This window comes from Pseudomonas sp. ZS1P83, from assembly GCF_054897825.1.
Map to the genome: position 1 here is coordinate 817,542 of NZ_CM142706.1, position 19,078 is coordinate 836,619.

Here is a 19,078-nt window from a genome sequence, read left to right on the forward strand (position 1 = left end):
AACCATTGACTGCTGCGATTACAGGACGTTCGACTGACTGGACGACCACGAGCAACAGGCATACCTTGGAGAGCTTATTTAACGCTGTACAAGGACCCAGCCATGAGCCGTATCTACGCTGACAACGCCCACTCCATCGGCAATACGCCGCTGGTGCAGATCAACCGTATCGCCCCGCGAGGGGTGACCATCCTGGCCAAGATCGAAGGGCGTAATCCCGGTTACTCGGTCAAGTGCCGGATCGGTGCGAACATGATCTGGGACGCCGAAAGCACCGGCAAATTAAAGTCTGGCATGACCATCGTCGAACCGACCTCGGGCAATACCGGTATCGGCCTGGCGTTCGTTGCCGCGGCTCGCGGTTACAAGCTGATCCTGACCATGCCGGCATCCATGAGTATCGAGCGACGCAAAGTGCTCAAGGCACTGGGGGCCGAACTGGTGCTGACCGAACCGGCCAAGGGCATGAAAGGAGCAATCGAGAAAGCGACTGAAATCCTCGCCAGTGACCCGTCCAAGTACTTCATGCCAGCACAATTCGACAACCCGGCAAACCCGGCCATCCACGAAAAAACGACCGGTCCGGAAATCTGGAACGACACCGACGGTGCAGTCGACGTATTGGTGGCTGGCGTCGGAACGGGTGGAACCATCACCGGGGTTTCGCGGTATATCAAGAATACCCAGGGCAAACCGATCATCTCGGTGGCGGTGGAACCAGCGGTGTCGCCGGTCATCACTCAGGCAATGGCCGGTGAAGAGATCAAGCCCAGCCCTCACAAGATCCAGGGTATTGGTGCCGGTTTTGTGCCGAAAAATCTTGATCTGTCGATGGTCGATCGGGTGGAATTGGTCAGCGATGACGAATCCAAGGCCATGGCCCTGCGCTTGATGCAGGAAGAAGGGATTTTGAGCGGCATTTCCTGTGGCGCCGCCATGGCTGTGGCTGTTCGTCTGGCGGAAACCCCGGAAATGCAGGGCAAGACCATCGTGGTGATCCTGCCGGACTCCGGCGAGCGCTACCTGTCGAGCATGCTGTTCAGTGATCTGTTTACCGAACAGGAGAACCAGCAGTAACAAGGTGACGACTGCTTCGCCCGAGCGCGGACCGGCCGAACGAGATTCAGGTCAGCCCCTGTTCAGGGACCTTATGTTAAGAAGTGCTTTATTGCATGATCCTTAACACTGATTGTTGAGATAGGCGGGTTTTTCCCGAAGCCGGTAATGTTTATCATAGCCGGCTGCCACGTCGGGTTTGGCGTAGTGCAGAGTTGTCTACTATCAAGGAGTTGTTGATGACCTTTTCCATTGCCGCGAAGGCGTCGCTGTTGCTGCTGTTCCTCGGCAGCACTCTCTATGTGCATTTACGCGGCAAGGCGCGTTTACCGGTCCTGCGTCAGTTCGTCAACCATTCGGCTTTGTTCGCGCCCTATAACGCCTTGATGTACCTGTTCTCCAGCGTGCCATCCAATCCCTATCTGGACCGCAGCAAGTTCCCGGAGCTGGACGTGCTCAAGGACAACTGGGAAGTTATCCGCGACGAAGCGATGCACCTGTTCGACGAGGGTTACATCCGCGCCGCCGAAAAAAACAACGACGCCGGATTTGGTTCGTTTTTCAAGAAAGGCTGGAAGCGCTTCTACCTCAAGTGGTACGACAAACCACTGCCATCGGCCGAAGCCCTGTGCCCGAAAACCGTGGCACTGGTCAGCAGCATTCCCAACGTAAAAGGCGCCATGTTCGCATTGCTGCCAGGCGGCAGCCACCTCAACCCGCACCGCGATCCGTTTGCCGGTTCTCTGCGGTATCACCTGGGGTTGTCGACACCGAACTCCGACGATTGCCGAATCTTCGTCGATGGCCAGGTCTACGCCTGGCGTGATGGCGAAGACGTAATGTTCGACGAAACCTACGTGCATTGGGTCAAGAACGAAACCGAAAAGACTCGGGTCATCCTGTTTTGTGACATCGAACGACCGTTGAGCAATCGTCTCATGATCCGCGTCAACCGCTGGATCAGTGGGCTGCTGGGTCGCGCTACTGCGCCGCAGAATCTGGATGACGAACGTGTTGGCGGCATTAACCAGGTTTACGCCTGGAGCAAGAACTCCAGTGACAGGTTCAGCGGTGTGATCAAACAGTGGAAGCGTCGTAATCCCAAGGCCTACCGTGTGCTGCGACCGGTGTTGGCGGTGGTGGTGCTTTCGTTGTTGGGGTATTGGTTGTTTGGGTGATTATCGGCAATAAAAAACCGCTCCTTGGAGCGGTTTTTTTGCCCGCCAATTTCATCGGCGTCCGGCGAGCACGTTAGGTTCTTCGCCTTCAATGCCCGTCGCAATAATTTGTAGAATACGTCGCTGACTGGCTGTGAGCACTAGAGCAATCTGTTTTCTTTCCAGTGCGGATGGGCGTTTTATTGTTGGGGATTTCTTAATTGATTTACCCATTTTCCCTCCGCTATTGATCATTAATTGAGCAGTTTCTCACGATACTAGGCTTTCCACTGCTTTGACAAGTCGGCGTTCAGCATCGTAATAAAAGCCAAGTTGCTGATAGGTTGGAATTGCACCTTTCAGCGGCTCCTGAACTTCGATGACTCCACTGCCGATAATTGTGGCGTACTGCTCAATGACCAATAGGGACAATGGAGCGATACGTTTTTTCAAAGGATGGACCTTTCCTGGTCGTCTCTCCAGTCGCACGATGCGAATTCGTTGCCGACTTTTGTTTGGATTTGCGAAGCAAAGTCCGCACAGTTGTTCATCGAACCAGATGGATAGATCCAGCGCCAAAGGCTCCTTCGCTTTCCATCCGATAACTTCATGCCATGAAAAATGTGGATCATCCCAGCGCTCACAAGCATTCAATGCCTGTGCGTCGATCGGTTCAAATCGCACCTTCGATAAATCGAGAACGGTAGGGCCGAACTGTTCCTTTTCCTCTTGCAGCGCGGCGATGCTGACGGCTGCAAGCTTCCTAGCTCTCGACCTATACAACTGATACCGAAGATGCGTCCGTTCCCTTGGCATTTGATCTCTTGCATTCCATGTCTCCCGCAGCGGGCGATTCCACCTCTCCCAGAGTAAGCAGCAGTTCTTTACCTGTCTTTACTGGCCCTTTGTCCAAGTCATTGCAATCCATGTCAGTCGCTGGTTATAGTCGACGCTCGGTGGTTTACTAACCCACCTTTTCTACCCATCAAAAAAGATCAGCCCATGCCAGCCTCCCTCTTCAACGCGGTAGTCGATTCAGCGGTCAACGCTGGCGTCGTGCCGTGCGGGAATCAGCAGCCTGCGCAGATCAGTCATTACCCCCCACCTGTCAGTAGCACGCCGGTGTGCGCAGTCGTATCACCGCCGGGCGTTGGCTTTTCGGGCTGATCAGCTTTTTCATGCTGTTCTCATGCCCGTCTGAAAAAGCCCCCGCTTGAAAAAACTACTGAATTTCAGCTTCGGCTGAGTTGGCTTTTTGCCTGACTACAGGTGGTATTCATGTTTGTCCTTTCGAAAAAATCCGCGCTCGCGGCGGCGTCCACGAGCCTGTTCGTTCTGCTGTGGAGCAGCGGGGCGATCTTCTCCAAATGGGGCCTGGCCCACGCGTCACCTTTTGCCTTTTTGCTGTTTCGTTTCGCCATCGCGCTGTGCGGTCTGGTGCTGCTGGTGCCGTTGCTGAAGCTCAAATTGCCGAAGGGCGGCAAGCCGATGATGTATGCGATGGCCACGGGCGTGGTGTTGCTGGGGGCTTACCAGATTTTCTACCTGCTGGCCCTGGACCTGAAAGTCACGCCGGGGGTCATGGCGACGATCATGGGCGTGCAGCCGATCCTCACTGTGGTGTTAATGGAACGGCAGCGTTCCTGGAGCCGGATGTTCGGCCTGGCACTGGGTCTGGCGGGCCTGATCATGGTGGTCTATCAGGGCATCGGTCTGGCTGGTATGTCGTTGGCCGGCATGCTCTTCGGATTGCTGGCGCTGGCGAGCATGACGTTCGGTTCGATCATGCAGAAGCGCATCACCGAAAATCCCCTCGGCACACTGCCAGTGCAATACCTGGCGGGACTGTTGCTCTGCGGGATCTTCGTGCCATTCCAACCCTTTCATTTCGAACACGGCACCGGTTTCATCGTGCCGGTGTTGTGGATGGGATTGGTCGTGTCGGTGCTGGCGACCTTGCTGCTGTATCGCTTGATCGCCCGGGGCAACCTGGTCAATGTCACCAGTCTGTTTTATCTGGTGCCAGCGGTGACGGCGGTCATGGACTACCTGATTTTCGGCAACCGGCTGGCGGCATTGAGCATGCTCGGCATGCTACTGATCATCGTCGGTCTGGTGTTCGTTTTCCGTAAATCAGCCTGAACCTGAATAAGGCCTGGAGCACTGAGGCGATGTCAGTGATTTAGCTCTGTAGTCGTCTGAACCGACGCCATCGCGGGCAAGCCCGCGATGGCGGCTTCAGCAACACCGCAACATTACCGGACTTCCACCTCGGCAGCTTTCACCACCGCCGGCTTCAACACCAACCACAACGCCGCCGCGATCAACACCCCGCCATAAATGTGCGCCATCGACAGCGGCTCATCCAGCAACAACGCCCCCCACAACACTCCGAACGGCGGGATCATGAAGGTCACGGTCATCGACTTCACCGGGCCAACCGAGCTGAGCAAACGGAAGTAAATAATGTACGCAAACGCGGTGCACACCAGCCCCAACCCGAGCAACGACAACCAGACATTCCAGCCGCCCCAGCTCGCGGGTGGCTGGCTGATCACGCTGTAACCAAACAGCGGTAACAGAAACAACGTCGCACCGAGCATGCTGCCCAACGCCGACAGTCGGCTGTCGAGACCACCGGCCTGATCAAGCCAGCGGCGCGCGAGGAACCCGGCGAAACCGTAGCAGGTCGTGGCGAGCAGACAGGCGAGGGCGCCCATCAGCAGTTCCATGTCGAACGCCACTGGACCCGCACGCGTCAGGACTCCAACGCCAAACAGCCCGAGAAACACCCCGCCAAGCTTGGCGGAGGTGAGCTTTTCATGGAAGAACAGACCGCCGATCAGCACGCCCATCAGCGGCGTGGTGGCGTTGAAGATGGCCGAGTAACCGGCCGGCAGCACTTGCGCGGCGACCGAATACAAGGTCGCCGGAATCCCGGAGTTGATCACCCCGAGCAGCATCACGGTTTTGAGCTTGCCTTTGAAATCCCAGCTGATGCGCATCAGGCCGAGGATCACCAACAGGCCGACAGCGGCAATCGACACGCGGAAAAAGGCAGTGGGGATTGTGCCAATCACCGGGGCGATGATGCGCATGAACAGAAAACTCGCGCCCCAAATGGCGGCAAGCGACAGCAAACGCAGAGTATCGACGGGGTTCACAGCACGTTCCTTCCTTGATTGGCGCGCAAGTGTCGCGCCAGTCAGGGCGCAAGGCAATGGTTGCGTTGCGTAATAAAGGGCCACTAAGCTCAGGCCCCAACGATAAGATTCAGCCGCCGAGGTTTTACCTATGCCGCAGCAATGGCCAGCCGCCGACATCGCCCGAATGATCCTCGATGGCTTTGACGATTATCGCGAGCATTTCCGCCAGATCACCGACGGCGCCCGAGCCCGCTTCGAACAGGCCAAGTGGCAGGAGACGCAATCGGCGTCGGCGGCGCGGATCAATCTGTACGAAGAAAAAGTCGGCGAAACAGTGAAACGGCTGCGCATCGCTTTCGACGCCGACACGCTGGATGTCAGTTGCTGGCCGCTGGTCAAAAGCGCTTACATCACCTTGATCGACCTGCGCTTCGACGATGAACTGTCCGAGACCTGGTACAACTCGATCTTCTGCGGGCTGTTCAGCCACGACCTGATCAGCGACGGCTGCATGTTCATCCACACCACCCGGCCGAGCCTGCGCCGGGCCCGTGCCGCGCAAACTCGCACGTACAAGCCCCAGGGCCAATTGTCCGGGATGCTGGCGAGCATTTTTGCCGATTACCGCTTCAGCGAGGATTACGCCAACCTGGCGGGCGACCTGTCTCGACTCGAAGGGCAACTGCGCGAGAACCTGCCGGACTGGGTCTGCAAGGATCCGGAGTTGAGCGTCGAACTGTTTTCCTCGGTGCTTTACCGCAACAAGGGCGCTTACCTGGTGGGGCGCATCTACACCCAGGACGAACAATGGCCGCTGGTGATTCCGCTGCTGCACCGCGAAGGCCGCGGGATTCAGATCGATGCACTGATCACCGATGAAGCGGACGTGTCGATCATCTTCTCGTTCACCCGTTCGTATTTCATGGTCGACGTGCCGGTGCCGGCGGAGTTCATCGGTTTCCTCAAACGCATTCTGCCGGGCAAGCACATTGCCGAGCTGTACACCTCGATCGGTTTCTACAAGCACGGCAAGTCCGAGTTCTACCGGGCGCTGATCAATCATCTGGCCAACACCGACGACCAGTTCATCATGGCCCCGGGCGTGCGTGGCATGGTGATGAGCGTGTTTACCCTGCCGGGTTTCAACACCGTATTCAAAATCATCAAGGACCGCTTCTCCCCGTCGAAGAACGTCGATCGCGCCACGGTGATCGAGAAGTACCGTTTGGTGAAGAGCGTCGACCGGGTCGGGCGTCTGGCCGACACCCAGGAATTTGCCGACTTCCGTTTCCCATTGAGCAAATTCGACCCGGCGTGCCTGGAAGAGTTGCTTGAGGTGGCCGCGTCCACGGTGTCGGTAGAGGACGACACCGTGCTGATCCGCCACTGCTGGACCGAACGACGGATGACGCCGTTGAACCTTTATCTGGAGAACGCCAACGACGCTCAGGTCCGCGAGGCGCTGGAAGATTACGGTCTGGCGATCAAGCAACTGGCGGCGGCAAACATCTTTCCCGGCGACATGCTGTTGAAGAACTTTGGCGTCACTCGTCATGGGCGGGTGGTGTTTTATGACTATGACGAGATCTGCTTTCTGACGGAGGCCAACTTCCGTCACATCCCGCAACCGCGTACGCCGGAAGATGAGATGGCGTCCGAGCCGTGGTATTCGATTGGGCCGCTGGATGTGTTTCCTGAGGAGTTTCCGCCGTTCCTGTTTGCCGATTCCGGGCAGCGCAAGTTGTTTGATCAGTTGCATGGTGAGTTGTACAACGCCGATTACTGGAGGAGCTTGCAGGAGGCGATTCGGGCGGGGAAGGTCATTGACGTGTTTCCGTATCGGCGCAAGGGCCTGGATAACGAGTAACGCACTGATCGTTCCCACGCTCCGCGTGGGAATGCAGCCCGGGACGCTCCGCGTCCCAAGAGCGGACGCAGAGCGTCCATTGAGGCATTCCTTTGCTGCGCGTGGGAACGATCACATGGCGGCGCAAATCTGCGACAATCCGCCCCCTGCGCCACCAGACAACTTATTGCGTACCTGATGACTGACGAATCGCCTTCAATCGACAAACTGCTGAAAAACCTTGATCACGCCATGCTCGCCGACCGTCACCGGCTGCGGCGGCAGTTGCTTGAGCTGCGCAAAAAACCTGATGAGGCCAAGCTGGCCCAGTGGGTGACGCGCATGCAGGCGTCCTGTGATCAGGTGTTGGCGCGGCGTGCCAGCCTGCCGGTGATTCGATACGACGACAGCCTGCCGATCGCCGCCAAACGCGACGAAATCAAAGAAGCGCTGCTCAAGCATCAGGTGCTGATCATTGCCGGTGAAACCGGTTCGGGTAAAACCACCCAGTTGCCAAAGATCTGCCTGGAAATCGGTCGCGGTCAGCAGGGTCTGATCGGCCACACCCAGCCCCGTCGAATCGCCGCCCGCAGCGTGGCGAGCCGGGTCGCCGAAGAACTGGCGACGCCGTTGGGCGCGTTGGTTGGCTATCAAGTGCGGTTCGAAGATCAGAGCGATTCCAACACCCTGATCAAACTGATGACCGACGGCATCCTGCTGGCGGAAACCCAGAATGACCGCTACCTCGAACGCTACGACACGATCATCGTCGACGAAGCTCACGAACGCAGCCTCAATATCGACTTCCTGCTGGGTTACCTGAAAACCCTGCTGCCGCGTCGTCCGGACCTGAAAGTCATCATCACCTCGGCCACCATCGACCTGGAGCGCTTTTCCAAGCACTTCGACGATGCGCCGATTGTCGAAGTCTCCGGCCGCACCTTTCCGGTGGACACCTGGTATCGCCCGCTGACGCTGGAGCAGGACGAAGAGGGCAACCGCGTCGAGGATGACTTGACGGTGGATCAGGCCATTCTCGCCACCCTCGACGAAATCGCCGCGTTCGAACGCAGCGAGCGCAAGAGCCCCGGCGATGTGCTGGTGTTCCTGCCCGGCGAGCGTGAAATTCGCGACGCTGCGGACATGCTGCGCAAGGCTCAGCTCAAGCACACCGAGATTCTGCCGCTGTACGCACGACTGTCGCCGGCCGAACAGCAGCGGATTTTCCAGTCGCACCCAGGCCGTCGCGTGGTCCTGGCGACCAACGTCGCGGAAACCTCGCTGACGGTGCCAGGCATTCGTTACGTGATCGACAGCGGCACCGCGCGCATCAGCCGCTACAGTTACCGCGCCAAGGTCCAGCGTCTACCCATCGAAGCGATTTCCCAGGCCAGCGCCAACCAGCGTAAAGGTCGCTGCGGGCGGGTTGAACCGGGCATTTGCATCCGCCTCTATGGCGAGGAAGATTTCATCGGTCGCCCGGAGTTTACCGACCCGGAAATTCTGCGGACCAACCTCGCGGCGGTGATTTTGCAGATGCTGCATCTGCGCCTCGGCGAGATCACCGATTTCCCGTTTATCGAGCCTCCGGATGGCAAGGCCATCAGCGACGGTTTTAACCTGTTGCAAGAACTCTCGGCGGTCGACCGCAACAGCCAGCTAACCCCGCTGGGTCGGCAGTTGGCGCGGTTGCCGGTGGACCCGCGCATGGGCCGCATGCTGCTGGAAGCGGCGAAACTCGGCAGCTTGCAGGAAGTGCTGATCGTCGCCAGCGCCATGTCGATTCAAGACCCGCGCGAACGCCCGCCGGAGCGTCAGCAAGCGGCGGATCAGGCGCATGCTCAGTGGAAAGACGTGGACTCGGACTTCGCCGGGCTGGTCAATCTGTGGCGTGGTTTTGAAGAACAGCGTCAGGCCCTGACCGCCAGTCCGCTGCGCAATTGGTGCCGCAAGAATTTCCTGAATTACCTGCGTCTGCGCGAATGGCGCGACTCTCATCGCCAGTTGAGCCTGATCTGCCGCGACATGCAGTTGAGTCTCAACAAGGAACCGGCGGATTACCCGAAACTGCACAAAGCCGTGCTCTCGGGGCTGCTTAGCCAGATTGGTCAGAAAACCGAAGACGGCGACTACCTTGGCGCCCGTCAGCGGCGCTTCTGGATTCACCCGTCATCGGGTCTCGGCAAGAAACGCCCGCAATGGCTGATGGCTGCGGAGCTGGTGGAAACCACCAAGCTTTACGCGCGGATGGTCGCCAAGATCGACGCCGACTGGATCGAACCGTTGGCCGGGCACCTGATCAAGAAAAACCATTTCGAACCCCATTGGGAGAAGAAGCGCGGTCAGGTCGTGGCCTTCGAGCAAATTACCCTGTTCGGGCTGATCGTGGTCGGTCGCAGGCCGGTGCATTACGGGCCGATCGACCCTGTGGTGTCTCGTGAGTTTTTCATTCGTGAAGGCCTGGTGCGCGGCGAGATTCAGTCCAAGGCCAGGTGCCTGACGGCCAATGCGCAGTTGCTGGAACAGCTCGACGAACTGGAAGCCAAGGCTCGCCGTCGCGACATTCTGGCCGACGAAGAAACGCTGTTCGCCTTCTACGATGCGCGACTGCCGGCGGAGATTCACCAGACCGCCACATTCGATAGCTGGTATCGGGTCAACAGCCAGAAAGACCCGCAGCTGCTGATCATGCGCGAAGAGGACGTACTGGCTCGCGAGGCCAGTGAAGTCACCGCCACGCATTACCCGGACACTTTGCACATCGGTGATCTGGAGTTGGCGCTGAGTTACCACTTCGAACCGAATCACCCGCGCGATGGCGTAACCCTGCGTGTGCCGGCGCCGCTGTTGCCGATGCTGCCGCCGGAGCGTCTGGAATGGCTGGTGCCGGGCGTCATCGAGGCCAAGTGCATCGCGTTGGTGCGCAACCTGCCAAAAGCCCTGCGCAAGAACTTCGTGCCGGTGCCGGACTTCGTCAAAGCCGCGTTGCAGCGCATGACCTTCGCCGAGGGCTCGTTGCCGCAGGCGTTGGGCCGTGAGCTGTTGCGCATGACCGGTGCGCGGGTCAGCGATGAAGCCTGGGCGCAAGCGTCGCAACAGGTCGACAGTCATTTGCGGATGAACCTGGAAATCGTCGACGGCCAGGGCAAGTTCCTCGGTGAGGGACGTGATCTGGCGGAACTGACCGCGCGCTTTGCCGAAGCCAGTCAGGCCGCGCTGGCCGTACCGCAAACCGCAAAAAACCAGCAACCGGTCGAGCCGAAAATCTTCGCCGCCGTTGCCGAGAAAACCCAGCAAAAGATCGCCGGGTTGTCGATGACGGTCTATCCGGCGCTGGTGGAAGAGAGCGGCACGGTCAAGGAAGGGCGTTTCTCGACCCCGGCCGAGGCCGAGTTCCAGCATCGTCGCGCGTTGCAGCGCCTACTGATGCAGCAACTGGCTGAACCGGCGAAGTTCCTGCGCGGCAAGTTGCCGGGGCTGACCGAACTGGGTTTGATGTACCGCGAATTGGGGCGCATCGATGCCTTGGTGGAAGACATCCTGCTGGCCAGCCTCGATAGCTGCATTCTCGACGGCGAAGACCCGCTGCCGCGTGATGGCGCCGGGTTGGCGTCACTGGCCGAACGCAAGCGCGGCGGCTGGACTGAGCACGCCGAACGTCTGGCGAACCTGACGCTGGAGATTCTCAAGCTCTGGCACGGCCTGCAAAAACGCTTCAAGGGCAAGATCGACCTGGCGCAAGCCGTGGCCTTGAACGACATCAAGCAGCAACTCAGTCATCTGGTGTATCCGGGCTTTGTACGGGAAACCCCGATGCAGTGGCTAAAGGAGCTGCCGCGCTATCTGAAAGCGGTCGAGCAGCGCTTTGAGAAAATTGGCGCTCAGGTGCAGAGGGATCGGGTCTGGAGCGGCGAATTGTCCGGCCTGTGGACGCAATACCAAACCCGCGCCAACAAACACGCCCAGGAAGGCAAACGCGATCCGCAGCTGGAATTCTATCGTTGGTGGCTTGAGGAATACCGGGTTTCGCTGTTCGCCCAGCAATTGGGGACCAAGGTACCGATCTCCGATAAGCGTTTGAACAAACAATGGACACAAGTCGAGCCGTAGCAGCGGACTGCTTTTTTGTAGGAGCCAGGCTTGCCGGCGAAGGCGTTCTTCAGGGCGCCTTCGCCGGCAAGCCTGGCTCCTACAGTTAGAGGAGCCCCGGCGGCAGGCGTTTGATCCAGCAAAAGGGGCCAAACCCCCAGCGTTTATGGCAAACTTCGCGCCTATAAACGCCGGCCCCGCAGTTTTGAGCCTTCACAGGCCAGGGCGGATCGGAATAAGCGATGCCAGGTCTGCTTCCCGTGACGGAACAGACTCTTTGTGTATTGGTACGTCGGTGCCAATACTTTCTGCCTGAACAGATTAGAGAAACGACCATGCATAACGTCGTCATCAGCGGCACCGGCCTGTACACACCCGCCAACAGCATCTCCAACGAAGAGCTGGTGCAGTCTTTCAATGCTTACGTCGCGCAATTCAACGCCGACAATGCCGACGCCATCGCGCGCGGCGAAATCGAAGCGTTGATCGAGTCCAGCGCGGCGTTTATCGAAAAAGCATCTGGCATCAAAAGCCGCTTTGTCATGGACAAGGACGGCATTCTCGACCCGCAACGCATGGCGCCTTGCCTGCCGGAACGCTCAAATGACGAGTGGTCTGTGCTTTGCCAAATGGCCATCGGTGCTGCAGAGCAAGCCTTGCAGCGCGCCGGCAAGACCGCCGCGGACATCGACGGCGTGATCGTCGCCTGCTCCAACTTGCAGCGGGCCTATCCGGCCATCGCCATCGAAGTTCAGGAAGCCTTGGGCATTCATGGGTTCGGTTTCGACATGAACGTCGCCTGCTCCTCGGCAACCTTCGGCATACAGGCCGCCGCCAACAGCGTGCAACTGGGCCAGGCCCGGGCGATCCTGATGGTCAACCCGGAAGTCTGCACCGGTCACCTGAACTTCCGCGACCGCGACAGCCACTTCATCTTCGGCGACGCCGCGACTGCAGTGATCATCGAACGCGCCGACCTGGCGACGTCCAAGCACCAGTTCGATGTCGTCAGCACCAAGCTTCTGACCAAGTTCTCCAACAACATCCGCAATAACTTCGGCTTCCTTAACCGCGCCGCGGAAGAGGGCATCGGTGCCAAGGACAAACTGTTCGTGCAGGAAGGTCGCAAGGTATTCCGCGATGTCTGCCCGATGGTCGCCGAGCTGATCGGTACGCACCTGGAAGAGAACGAGCTCAACATCGGCGACGTGAAACGCTTCTGGCTGCATCAGGCCAACCTCAGCATGAACCACTTGATCGTCAAGAAACTGCTGGGCCGTGAAGCCACTGAAGAAGAAGCACCGGTGATTCTCGACACCTACGCCAACACCAGCTCCGCCGGTTCCGTGATTGCGTTCCACAAACATCAGGATGATTTGGCCGCCGGTTCGCTGGCAGTGCTCAGCTCGTTCGGCGCCGGTTACTCGATTGGTAGCGTGATTCTGCGCAAGCGCTGAGTTCGCCTTAAAAGACCGCAGCCTGCGGCAGCTCCAGGGTTGCGTAATCCCATGGAGCTGCCGCAGGCTGCGATTTTTTCTGGGCACAAAAAAACTCGCGTTGCTGTATCGGACGGATGATGGGGACCGATACACCAACGCGAGTTTGTAAAAGCAACTCAGGCTTCCTTGCCCGAGCCGTAGAGCGGTAAATCAGAACTTGGCTTCAGCATCCAGTTGCAGGGTGTTGATTTTCGAATCCCGCAGGGTGGCGTTGGTGTAGTCGGAGTCAGCCATGAAGTACGTCGCGCCGAGGGCGAAGTTCTTGTCGATCTCGTAGCTCACTTTCAGCTTGCTTCCGCGCGAACCGGTGAAACCGTTGGCGAAGTCGGAGTCGGTGAAGGCGCCGACCACCGCGTTACGCTGTACGTCGCGGTAGTTGTAGTCCACTGCGAAGCCGTAGAACTTGGTCTTGACGCCCGCCAGCCAGCCCATGTCCTGATCGTTGCTGGCATCGTCGTTGTTGACGATTTGACCGTAAAGCGACAGCGGCATTGGCAGGCCGCCGATGTCGAGCTGACCAAAGCCTTCGTACAGTTTGAACTGTTCGTTCGCAGTGTTGCCGTTGACGGCCAGTCGGCATGTTGCCGCGGCACACGTATTGTTGATGTCGTTGTCGTTGTCGTAAGCGTAGAGACTGCCGCCCAGAGTCATTTTCAAGTTGTCGGTGATCGCGAAACGCGCGCCCAACTGGCCCGCGTACAGACGCAGGTCATGACGGAACTGCTTGCCTTCGCCGTCGACGTTGTCCTTGAGCGTGTAGTGACCGGCGCTACCGAACATCTCGACAGGGCCCAGCGCGTGCTTGTAGGTTGCTGCCAGACCTTCAGGGCTGATGTCGCTATCCCAGATGATGTCGCCGGTGCTCACCCACGGTTGCGGCATCTTGCCGCCGATCAAGTGCAGGTCCTTGATGGCCGTCGGGTGGTAATCCACGTAGCCCTGGTCCAGCCAGATATCCTTCTTGGTGAAGTTGTTGTCCAGGCTCTGGTTGGTGGAGCGCGAATCGTTGTCGCTGCCCGTGGCGATCCGGATACCGGTGTCGACTTGCGGGTTGATTTCGGTGTAGGCACCCAGGCGCACACGAATGCGTTGACGGTTCTGGTCGCCAGTGTTGGAAACACCATCGTTCTTGACTGTTTCCTGACGGAAACGAACATCGCCCTTGAATTGGGTCTTGGCAGCCCAGGCCAGTTTCTGGTCGAAGGTACTCAGCTCATTGGTTTTCTTCGCGGTCGCTGCGATCTGCTCGTTGGTCTCTTGCTGAGCCTGGCGGGCGATTTGCTGGTCTTTCTGATCCCTGGTCAGCTCGGCTTGCAGTTCGGTGTACTGCGCAGGCGAAATCGAGCCGTTTGCCTTGAGCATGTCGAGCAGTTTGGCGTCGACTGCGGCGCTGGCCGGAACGCTCATGGCCAGCAGCAGGCCACCACACAGGGCCGCCGCAGTTTTCGTGGAAGCAAGACGCATATCAATCTCCGAAGATGAAAGGGGATGACTGAGCCATCCAGGACACAACCGACCGTTGAAGGGCGGAAAACAGTGGCCGGGCTAGAACCCGACGCTCTAAAAACAGGCGCCAGTATCGCGATGGTTTATGACAGAGCAGTGGCAATGTGATGGCAGCTCGATGACGATATAAAGTCGTCTCGAACTATTGAGCTAGAGCGCTGTCGTCGAATTGCTCGTGTGCAATGCAGAGCGATAAGCGATACTCGCGGTGCTTTCACGCCATGAAGAGTGAGGATGGTGATGCCGTTGCAACGTCTGCAAAGCCTGTCGGAAATCGCCCCGCACACGTGGGATGCGTTGGTCCCCGATACTCAGCCATTTTTGCGTCACGCTTTTCTGAGCGCGCTGGAAGACAGCGCCAGCATTAGCCCCCATTCCGGATGGCAGCCCGAGCATTTGCTGCACCTCGAAGGTGATCGCCTGATTGCCGCGCTGCCCAGTTACCGCAAATGGCATTCCTACGGCGAGTACGTGTTCGATCACGCCTGGGCTGATGCGTGTGAGCGTGCCGGTATTGATTACTACCCCAAACTGTTGACTGCCGTGCCGTTCACTCCGGTCAGTGGCCCGCGCTTGCTGGCGGCCAGCCTGGAAGACGGTTTCGAACTACTGAAAAGCCTGCCCGGCTACCTTGAGATCGAACAACTTTCCAGCGCCCACATCAACTTCACGGATCCTTTCACCGACGCAGCATTGGCCGAGCATCCGGGCTGGTTGCAGCGAATCGGCTGCCAGTACCACTGGCAGAATCGCGGGTATCGGGATTTTCAAGACTTCCTCGACGTCCTCAGTTCGCGCAAGCGCAAGCAGATGCGCAAGGAACGAGAACAAGTGGCGGGGCAGGGTATTGATTTCGAATGGCTTGAAGGTAGGCAACTCGATCAGGCGCAGTGGGATTTTGTCTACGCCTGCTATGCCAACACCTACGCAGTGCGTCGGCAAGCGCCCTATCTGACGCGGGAGTTTTTCAGTCTGCTGGCCGAGCGCATGCCAGAGTCGATTCGCGTGGTGCTGGCCAAGCAAGGCTCACGGCCGGTGGCCATGGCCTTCAGTCTGGTGGGTGGCGACAGTTTTTACGGCCGTTACTGGGGCTGCCTGGCAGAGTTCGACCGTCTGCATTTTGAGACCTGTTTCTATCAAGGCATGGACTACGCGATTGCCAACGGCTTCCAGCGATTCGATGCCGGTGCCCAGGGTGAGCACAAGTTGATTCGCGGGTTTGAACCCGTGATCACTCATTCATGGCACTACTTGCGTCATCCTGGTCTGAAAGCCGCCGTCAAAGACTTCCTGCAGCAGGAGCGCGTTGGTGTGCTGGCGTATGCCGAGGAAGCGAGGACGGCCTTGCCTTACCGGCAAGATTGATTTCACACATATCCCTGTGGGAGCGAGCTTGCTCGCGATGGCGGATTAACATTCAACATTGATGTCGACTGACAGACCGCTATCGCGAGCAAGCTCGCTCCCACAGGATTCGTGTTGTGCACACGGTTCAGTCGATCCCGACAAACCCACCCGTCTGGTGCTGCCACAATCGCGCATACAACCCGCCATGGGCCAGCAGTTCGGCGTGGCTGCCGGTTTCGGCGATCTTGCCGTTTTCCAGCACCACCAGTCGGTCCATCCGGGCGATGGTCGAGAGCCGGTGGGCGATGGCGATCACGGTTTTGCCCTGCATCAGGGTTTCGAGGCTTTCCTGGATGGCCGCTTCGACCTCTGAGTCCAGCGCCGAGGTCGCCTCGTCCATTATCAGGATCGGCGCGTCCTTGAGCAGCACGCGAGCAATCGCAATCCGCTGGCGCTGGCCGCCGGAGAGTTTCACCCCGCGTTCACCGACATGCGCATCGAAACCGGTGCGGCCTTCGGCGTCCGACAGCAACGGGATGAACTCGTCGGCTCGGGCCTTGTTTGTCGCTTCCCAGAGTTCGGCGTCGGTGGCGTCGGGTTTGCCGTACAGCAAATTGTCGCGGATCGAGCGATGCAGCAGGGACGTGTCCTGGGTGATCATGCCGATGCGCTCGCGCAGGCTTTCCTGGCCGACTTCAGCAATGTTCTGCCCGTCGATGAGGATGCCTCCGCCCTCCACGTCATAGAGGCGCAGCAGCAGGTTGACCAGGGTCGACTTGCCGGCGCCGGACGGACCGATCAGACCGATTTTCTCGCCGGGCTTGATGGTCAGATTAAGGTCGCCGATGATCCCGCTCTTCTTGCCGTAGTGGAAATCCACGTGCTCGAAACGCACTTCGCCACGGGTGACCGACAGCGGTTTGGCCTGCTCGCGATCGGTGACGCTGACCGGTTGAGAAATGGTCTGCAAACCGTCCTGGACCATGCCGATGTTTTCGAAAATGCCGGTGACCACCCACATGATCCAGCCGGACATGTTGACGATACGAATCACCAGGCCGGTGGCCAGGGCAATGGCGCCTACGGTGATCAGCGACTGCGTCCATAACCACAGGGCCAGGCCGGTGGTGCCGACGATCAGCAAGCCGTTCATGCTGGTGATGACCACGTCCATGCTGGTGACCACACGGCCAGCCAGTTGGGCTTTTACGGTCTGTTCTTCGATCGCTTCCTTGGCGTACTGCTGCTCGAAATTGGTGTGGGCGAACAGCTTCAGGGTGGTGATGTTGGTGTAGCCATCGACGATCCGCCCCATGAGTTTGGAACGCGCATCGGACGACACCACCGAACGTTCCTTGACCCGTGGCACGAAGTAGCAGAGGGCGCCGATATAAGCGGCGATCCACGTCAGCAGCGGGATCATCAGTCGCCAGTCGGCTTCGGCGAATAGCACCAGCGAACTGATCGCGTAGATCAGCACATGCCACAGCGCGTCCACTGCCTGCACGGCCGAATCGCGCAACGAGTTGCCGGTCTGCATGATGCGTTGGGCGATGCGCCCGGCGAAGTCGTTCTGGAAAAAATTCAGGCTCTGTTTGAGCACATAACTGTGATTCTGCCAGCGGATCAGGCTGGTCATGCTGGGGCTCAGGGTCTGGTGCACCAGCAGGTCATGCAGGCCAACAAAAATCGGCCGAAAAACCAGGGCTACCACCGCCATCCAGGCCAGCTCGATGCCGTGTTCCTTGAAGAACTCGACGTCAGGCGTCCCTTGGGTCAGGTCGATGATGCGACTCAGGTAGCTGAACAGCGCCACTTCGATCAGCGCACCGATCAGACCGACGAACAGCAGGGCAGCGAAACTCGGCCAGACCTGCTTCAGGTAATAGGTATAGAAAGGCAGAACCCGATCCGGCGGAGCGGCCGTCGGGGCATCGCGGAATATGTCGATCAGTTTCTCAAAACGGCGATAAAGCATCAGTTCTCCGCCCGCGCACGGGCTCTCCTTTGAACAGTGTGAGCGGCGCACTCCGGCAGCCGCTCAAGACTTCCTGTTTAGCTTAGTCGATGACTTTGGCCGACTTGATGAACACAGGGTCGGCCGGCACATCTTTCATGCCGCTCTTGGTGGTGGTTTGCGAGTTGACGATGACGTCCACCACGTCCATGCCTTTCACGACTTTACCGAAGACCGCATAGCCGTCACCGCTGTCGAGGAAGTCGTTGTCTTTGACGTTGACGAAGAACTGGCTGGTGGCCGAATCAGGGTTAGAGGTGCGGGCCATGGACAGCGTGCCACGGACGTTATGCAGACCGTTTTTGGACTCGTTCTTGATCGGTGCCTTGGTTTCTTTTTGCGTCATCTCTTTAGTAAAACCACCGCCCTGGACCATGAACCCAGGAATCACACGGTGGAAAATCGTGTTGTTGTAGAAGCCGCTGTTGACGTAATCAAGGAAGTTCTTGGTACTGATCGGGGCCTTGACCGAGTCCAGTTCGATTTCGATCTGGCCATTAGTGGTCTCCAGCAGCACGTGCGGCGCCTTGGCGGCGGGCGTTGCGGCCATCAGGTTGGCGGCAAACAGAACGGAGCCAGCGACGAGGGCGATTTTTTTCAGCATGGGTCAGTGATCCTGAGTGGGGTGGTGTCGACTGCGGTGAGAAACTCGAGCAGGGTTTGGTTAAAGCGTTCGGGTTGATCGAGCGGGGTGGCGTGGCGCGAATCGGCGATCACCACCAGCCGCGCATCGGGCAGCAGTTTTATATAGGCCTCTTTCAGCGAGACCGGTGTGTAATCACGGTCGGCGCTGACGATGAGGGTTGGACAGGAGACCTTCGAAAGTCGTTCCTGAACCCCCCAGCCAACGATCGCATCGAAGCTGGCCAGATAAGCATGTTTGTCGTTTTTTGCCCAGCGCTCGGCCATCTTTTGACGCAATTCGGCTTGTTCGGGTTTCGGAAACAACTTGCCGCCCAGGGCCGTGCCGATAGCGCCCAGACTGAGGACGCGCATCAGGCTCCAGCGCTTGAACCACTGCCAGTAATCGTCGCGGCTGCGCAGTTTGACCTCGGGCGCGCTGTTGACGATGCAAAGGCTTTTGAGCAATTGCGGCTGATCAACGGCCAGTTGAAAACCGATCATGCCGCCCATGGAAAGGCCCACATAATGGACCGGGCCTAGATTCAAATGCTCGATCAAGGCGACCAGGTCGGCGCTGAACGCTGCGATGCTGTAGCGCTCGCGGGGTTTGTCGGAGCGACCGTGACCGCGCACATCCGGGACGATCACCCGGTAGCGGGCCGACAGCGCCGGGATCTGCTTTTCCCAGTCCAGGGTGCTGGAACCCAGCCCGTGAACCAACAGCAACGGCGTGCCGTGGCCATATTCCTCATAGTGCAGGTTGCAACCTTCGTGTTCGAAATAGGCCATGT

General features: G+C 58.6%; 13 protein-coding genes and 1 pseudogene. 7 read left to right on the plus strand and 7 right to left on the minus strand.

Going from position 1 to position 19,078, the window contains the following annotated elements; genetic code table 11:
• The first annotated feature begins 102 nt into the window (after positions 1-102).
• Together cysK and ACYZT0_RS04035 are read left to right on the plus strand one after the other, a co-directional pair.
• Entirely contained in the window at positions 103-1,077 is a 975-nt protein-coding gene (cysK, locus tag ACYZT0_RS04030) for a cysteine synthase A (RefSeq protein ID WP_462044726.1), read from the plus strand.
• Between the two features lie 218 nt (positions 1,078-1,295).
• Positions 1,296-2,234, plus strand: coding sequence for an aspartyl/asparaginyl beta-hydroxylase domain-containing protein (locus ACYZT0_RS04035; protein WP_462044727.1), 939 nt, complete (start codon positions 1,296-1,298; stop codon positions 2,232-2,234).
• A 51-nt stretch (positions 2,235-2,285) separates the two neighbouring features.
• Here ACYZT0_RS04035 and ACYZT0_RS04040 read toward each other — a convergent pair whose 3' ends face one another.
• Together ACYZT0_RS04040 and ACYZT0_RS04045 are read right to left on the minus strand one after the other, a co-directional pair.
• Positions 2,286-2,447 carry a hypothetical protein gene (locus tag ACYZT0_RS04040; protein ID WP_462044728.1) on the minus strand — a complete coding sequence of 54 codons (162 nt, stop codon included), beginning with the start codon at positions 2,445-2,447 and terminating at the stop codon, positions 2,286-2,288.
• Positions 2,448-2,483: 36 nt separating this feature from the next.
• Complete coding sequence (locus ACYZT0_RS04045) at positions 2,484-3,029, minus strand: hypothetical protein (protein ID WP_462044729.1); 546 nt, start codon at positions 3,027-3,029, stop codon at positions 2,484-2,486.
• 462 nt (positions 3,030-3,491) lie between these two features.
• Between ACYZT0_RS04045 and ACYZT0_RS04050 the strand changes: the two genes are divergently transcribed.
• The gene (locus tag ACYZT0_RS04050; RefSeq protein ID WP_462044730.1) at positions 3,492-4,355 is read left to right on the plus strand and encodes a DMT family transporter; all 864 of its coding nucleotides are present in this window, start codon (positions 3,492-3,494) and stop codon (positions 4,353-4,355) included.
• A gap of 113 nt (positions 4,356-4,468) precedes the next feature.
• On the opposite strand, the gene ACYZT0_RS04055 is transcribed toward ACYZT0_RS04050, so the two are convergent.
• Positions 4,469-5,377: a DMT family transporter gene (locus tag ACYZT0_RS04055; protein ID WP_462044731.1), complete on the minus strand. Its 909-nt coding sequence runs from the start codon at positions 5,375-5,377 to the stop codon at positions 4,469-4,471.
• A 130-nt stretch (positions 5,378-5,507) separates the two neighbouring features.
• Here ACYZT0_RS04055 and aceK point away from each other — a divergent pair, with 130 nt between their 5' ends.
• The 3 genes from aceK (at position 5,508) to ACYZT0_RS04070 (ending at position 12,751) form a co-directional block, all read left to right on the plus strand.
• Positions 5,508-7,226: a bifunctional isocitrate dehydrogenase kinase/phosphatase gene (gene aceK, locus ACYZT0_RS04060; protein WP_462044732.1), complete on the plus strand. Its 1,719-nt coding sequence runs from the start codon at positions 5,508-5,510 to the stop codon at positions 7,224-7,226.
• A 177-nt stretch (positions 7,227-7,403) separates the two neighbouring features.
• Positions 7,404-11,315 carry an ATP-dependent RNA helicase HrpA gene (hrpA, locus tag ACYZT0_RS04065; RefSeq protein ID WP_462044733.1) on the plus strand — a complete coding sequence of 1,304 codons (3,912 nt, stop codon included), beginning with the start codon at positions 7,404-7,406 and terminating at the stop codon, positions 11,313-11,315.
• Between the two features lie 314 nt (positions 11,316-11,629).
• Positions 11,630-12,751, plus strand: a complete 1,122-nt coding sequence (locus ACYZT0_RS04070) for a beta-ketoacyl-ACP synthase III (RefSeq protein WP_462044734.1) — start codon at positions 11,630-11,632, stop codon at positions 12,749-12,751.
• 192 nt (positions 12,752-12,943) lie between these two features.
• Here ACYZT0_RS04070 and ACYZT0_RS04075 read toward each other — a convergent pair whose 3' ends face one another.
• Positions 12,944-14,257, minus strand: coding sequence for a putative porin (locus tag ACYZT0_RS04075; RefSeq protein ID WP_462044735.1), 1,314 nt, complete (start codon positions 14,255-14,257; stop codon positions 12,944-12,946).
• A gap of 282 nt (positions 14,258-14,539) precedes the next feature.
• Between ACYZT0_RS04075 and ACYZT0_RS04080 the strand changes: the two genes are divergently transcribed.
• A complete protein-coding gene (locus ACYZT0_RS04080) occupies positions 14,540-15,664 on the plus strand; it encodes a GNAT family N-acetyltransferase (RefSeq protein ID WP_462044736.1) in 1,125 nt (374 codons plus the stop codon).
• Between the two features lie 127 nt (positions 15,665-15,791).
• Here ACYZT0_RS04080 and ACYZT0_RS04085 read toward each other — a convergent pair whose 3' ends face one another.
• The 3 genes and pseudogenes from ACYZT0_RS04085 to ACYZT0_RS04095 form a co-directional block, all read right to left on the minus strand.
• Positions 15,792-17,624, minus strand: a complete 1,833-nt coding sequence (locus ACYZT0_RS04085) for an ABC transporter ATP-binding protein (RefSeq protein ID WP_462044737.1) — start codon at positions 17,622-17,624, stop codon at positions 15,792-15,794.
• A gap of 82 nt (positions 17,625-17,706) precedes the next feature.
• Positions 17,707-18,267, minus strand: a complete 561-nt coding sequence (locus ACYZT0_RS04090) for a peptidylprolyl isomerase (protein WP_462044738.1) — start codon at positions 18,265-18,267, stop codon at positions 17,707-17,709.
• A gap of 3 nt (positions 18,268-18,270) precedes the next feature.
• Positions 18,271-19,076, minus strand: a pseudogene (locus ACYZT0_RS04095) (alpha/beta fold hydrolase).
• Between the last annotated feature and the right edge of the window lie 2 nt (positions 19,077-19,078).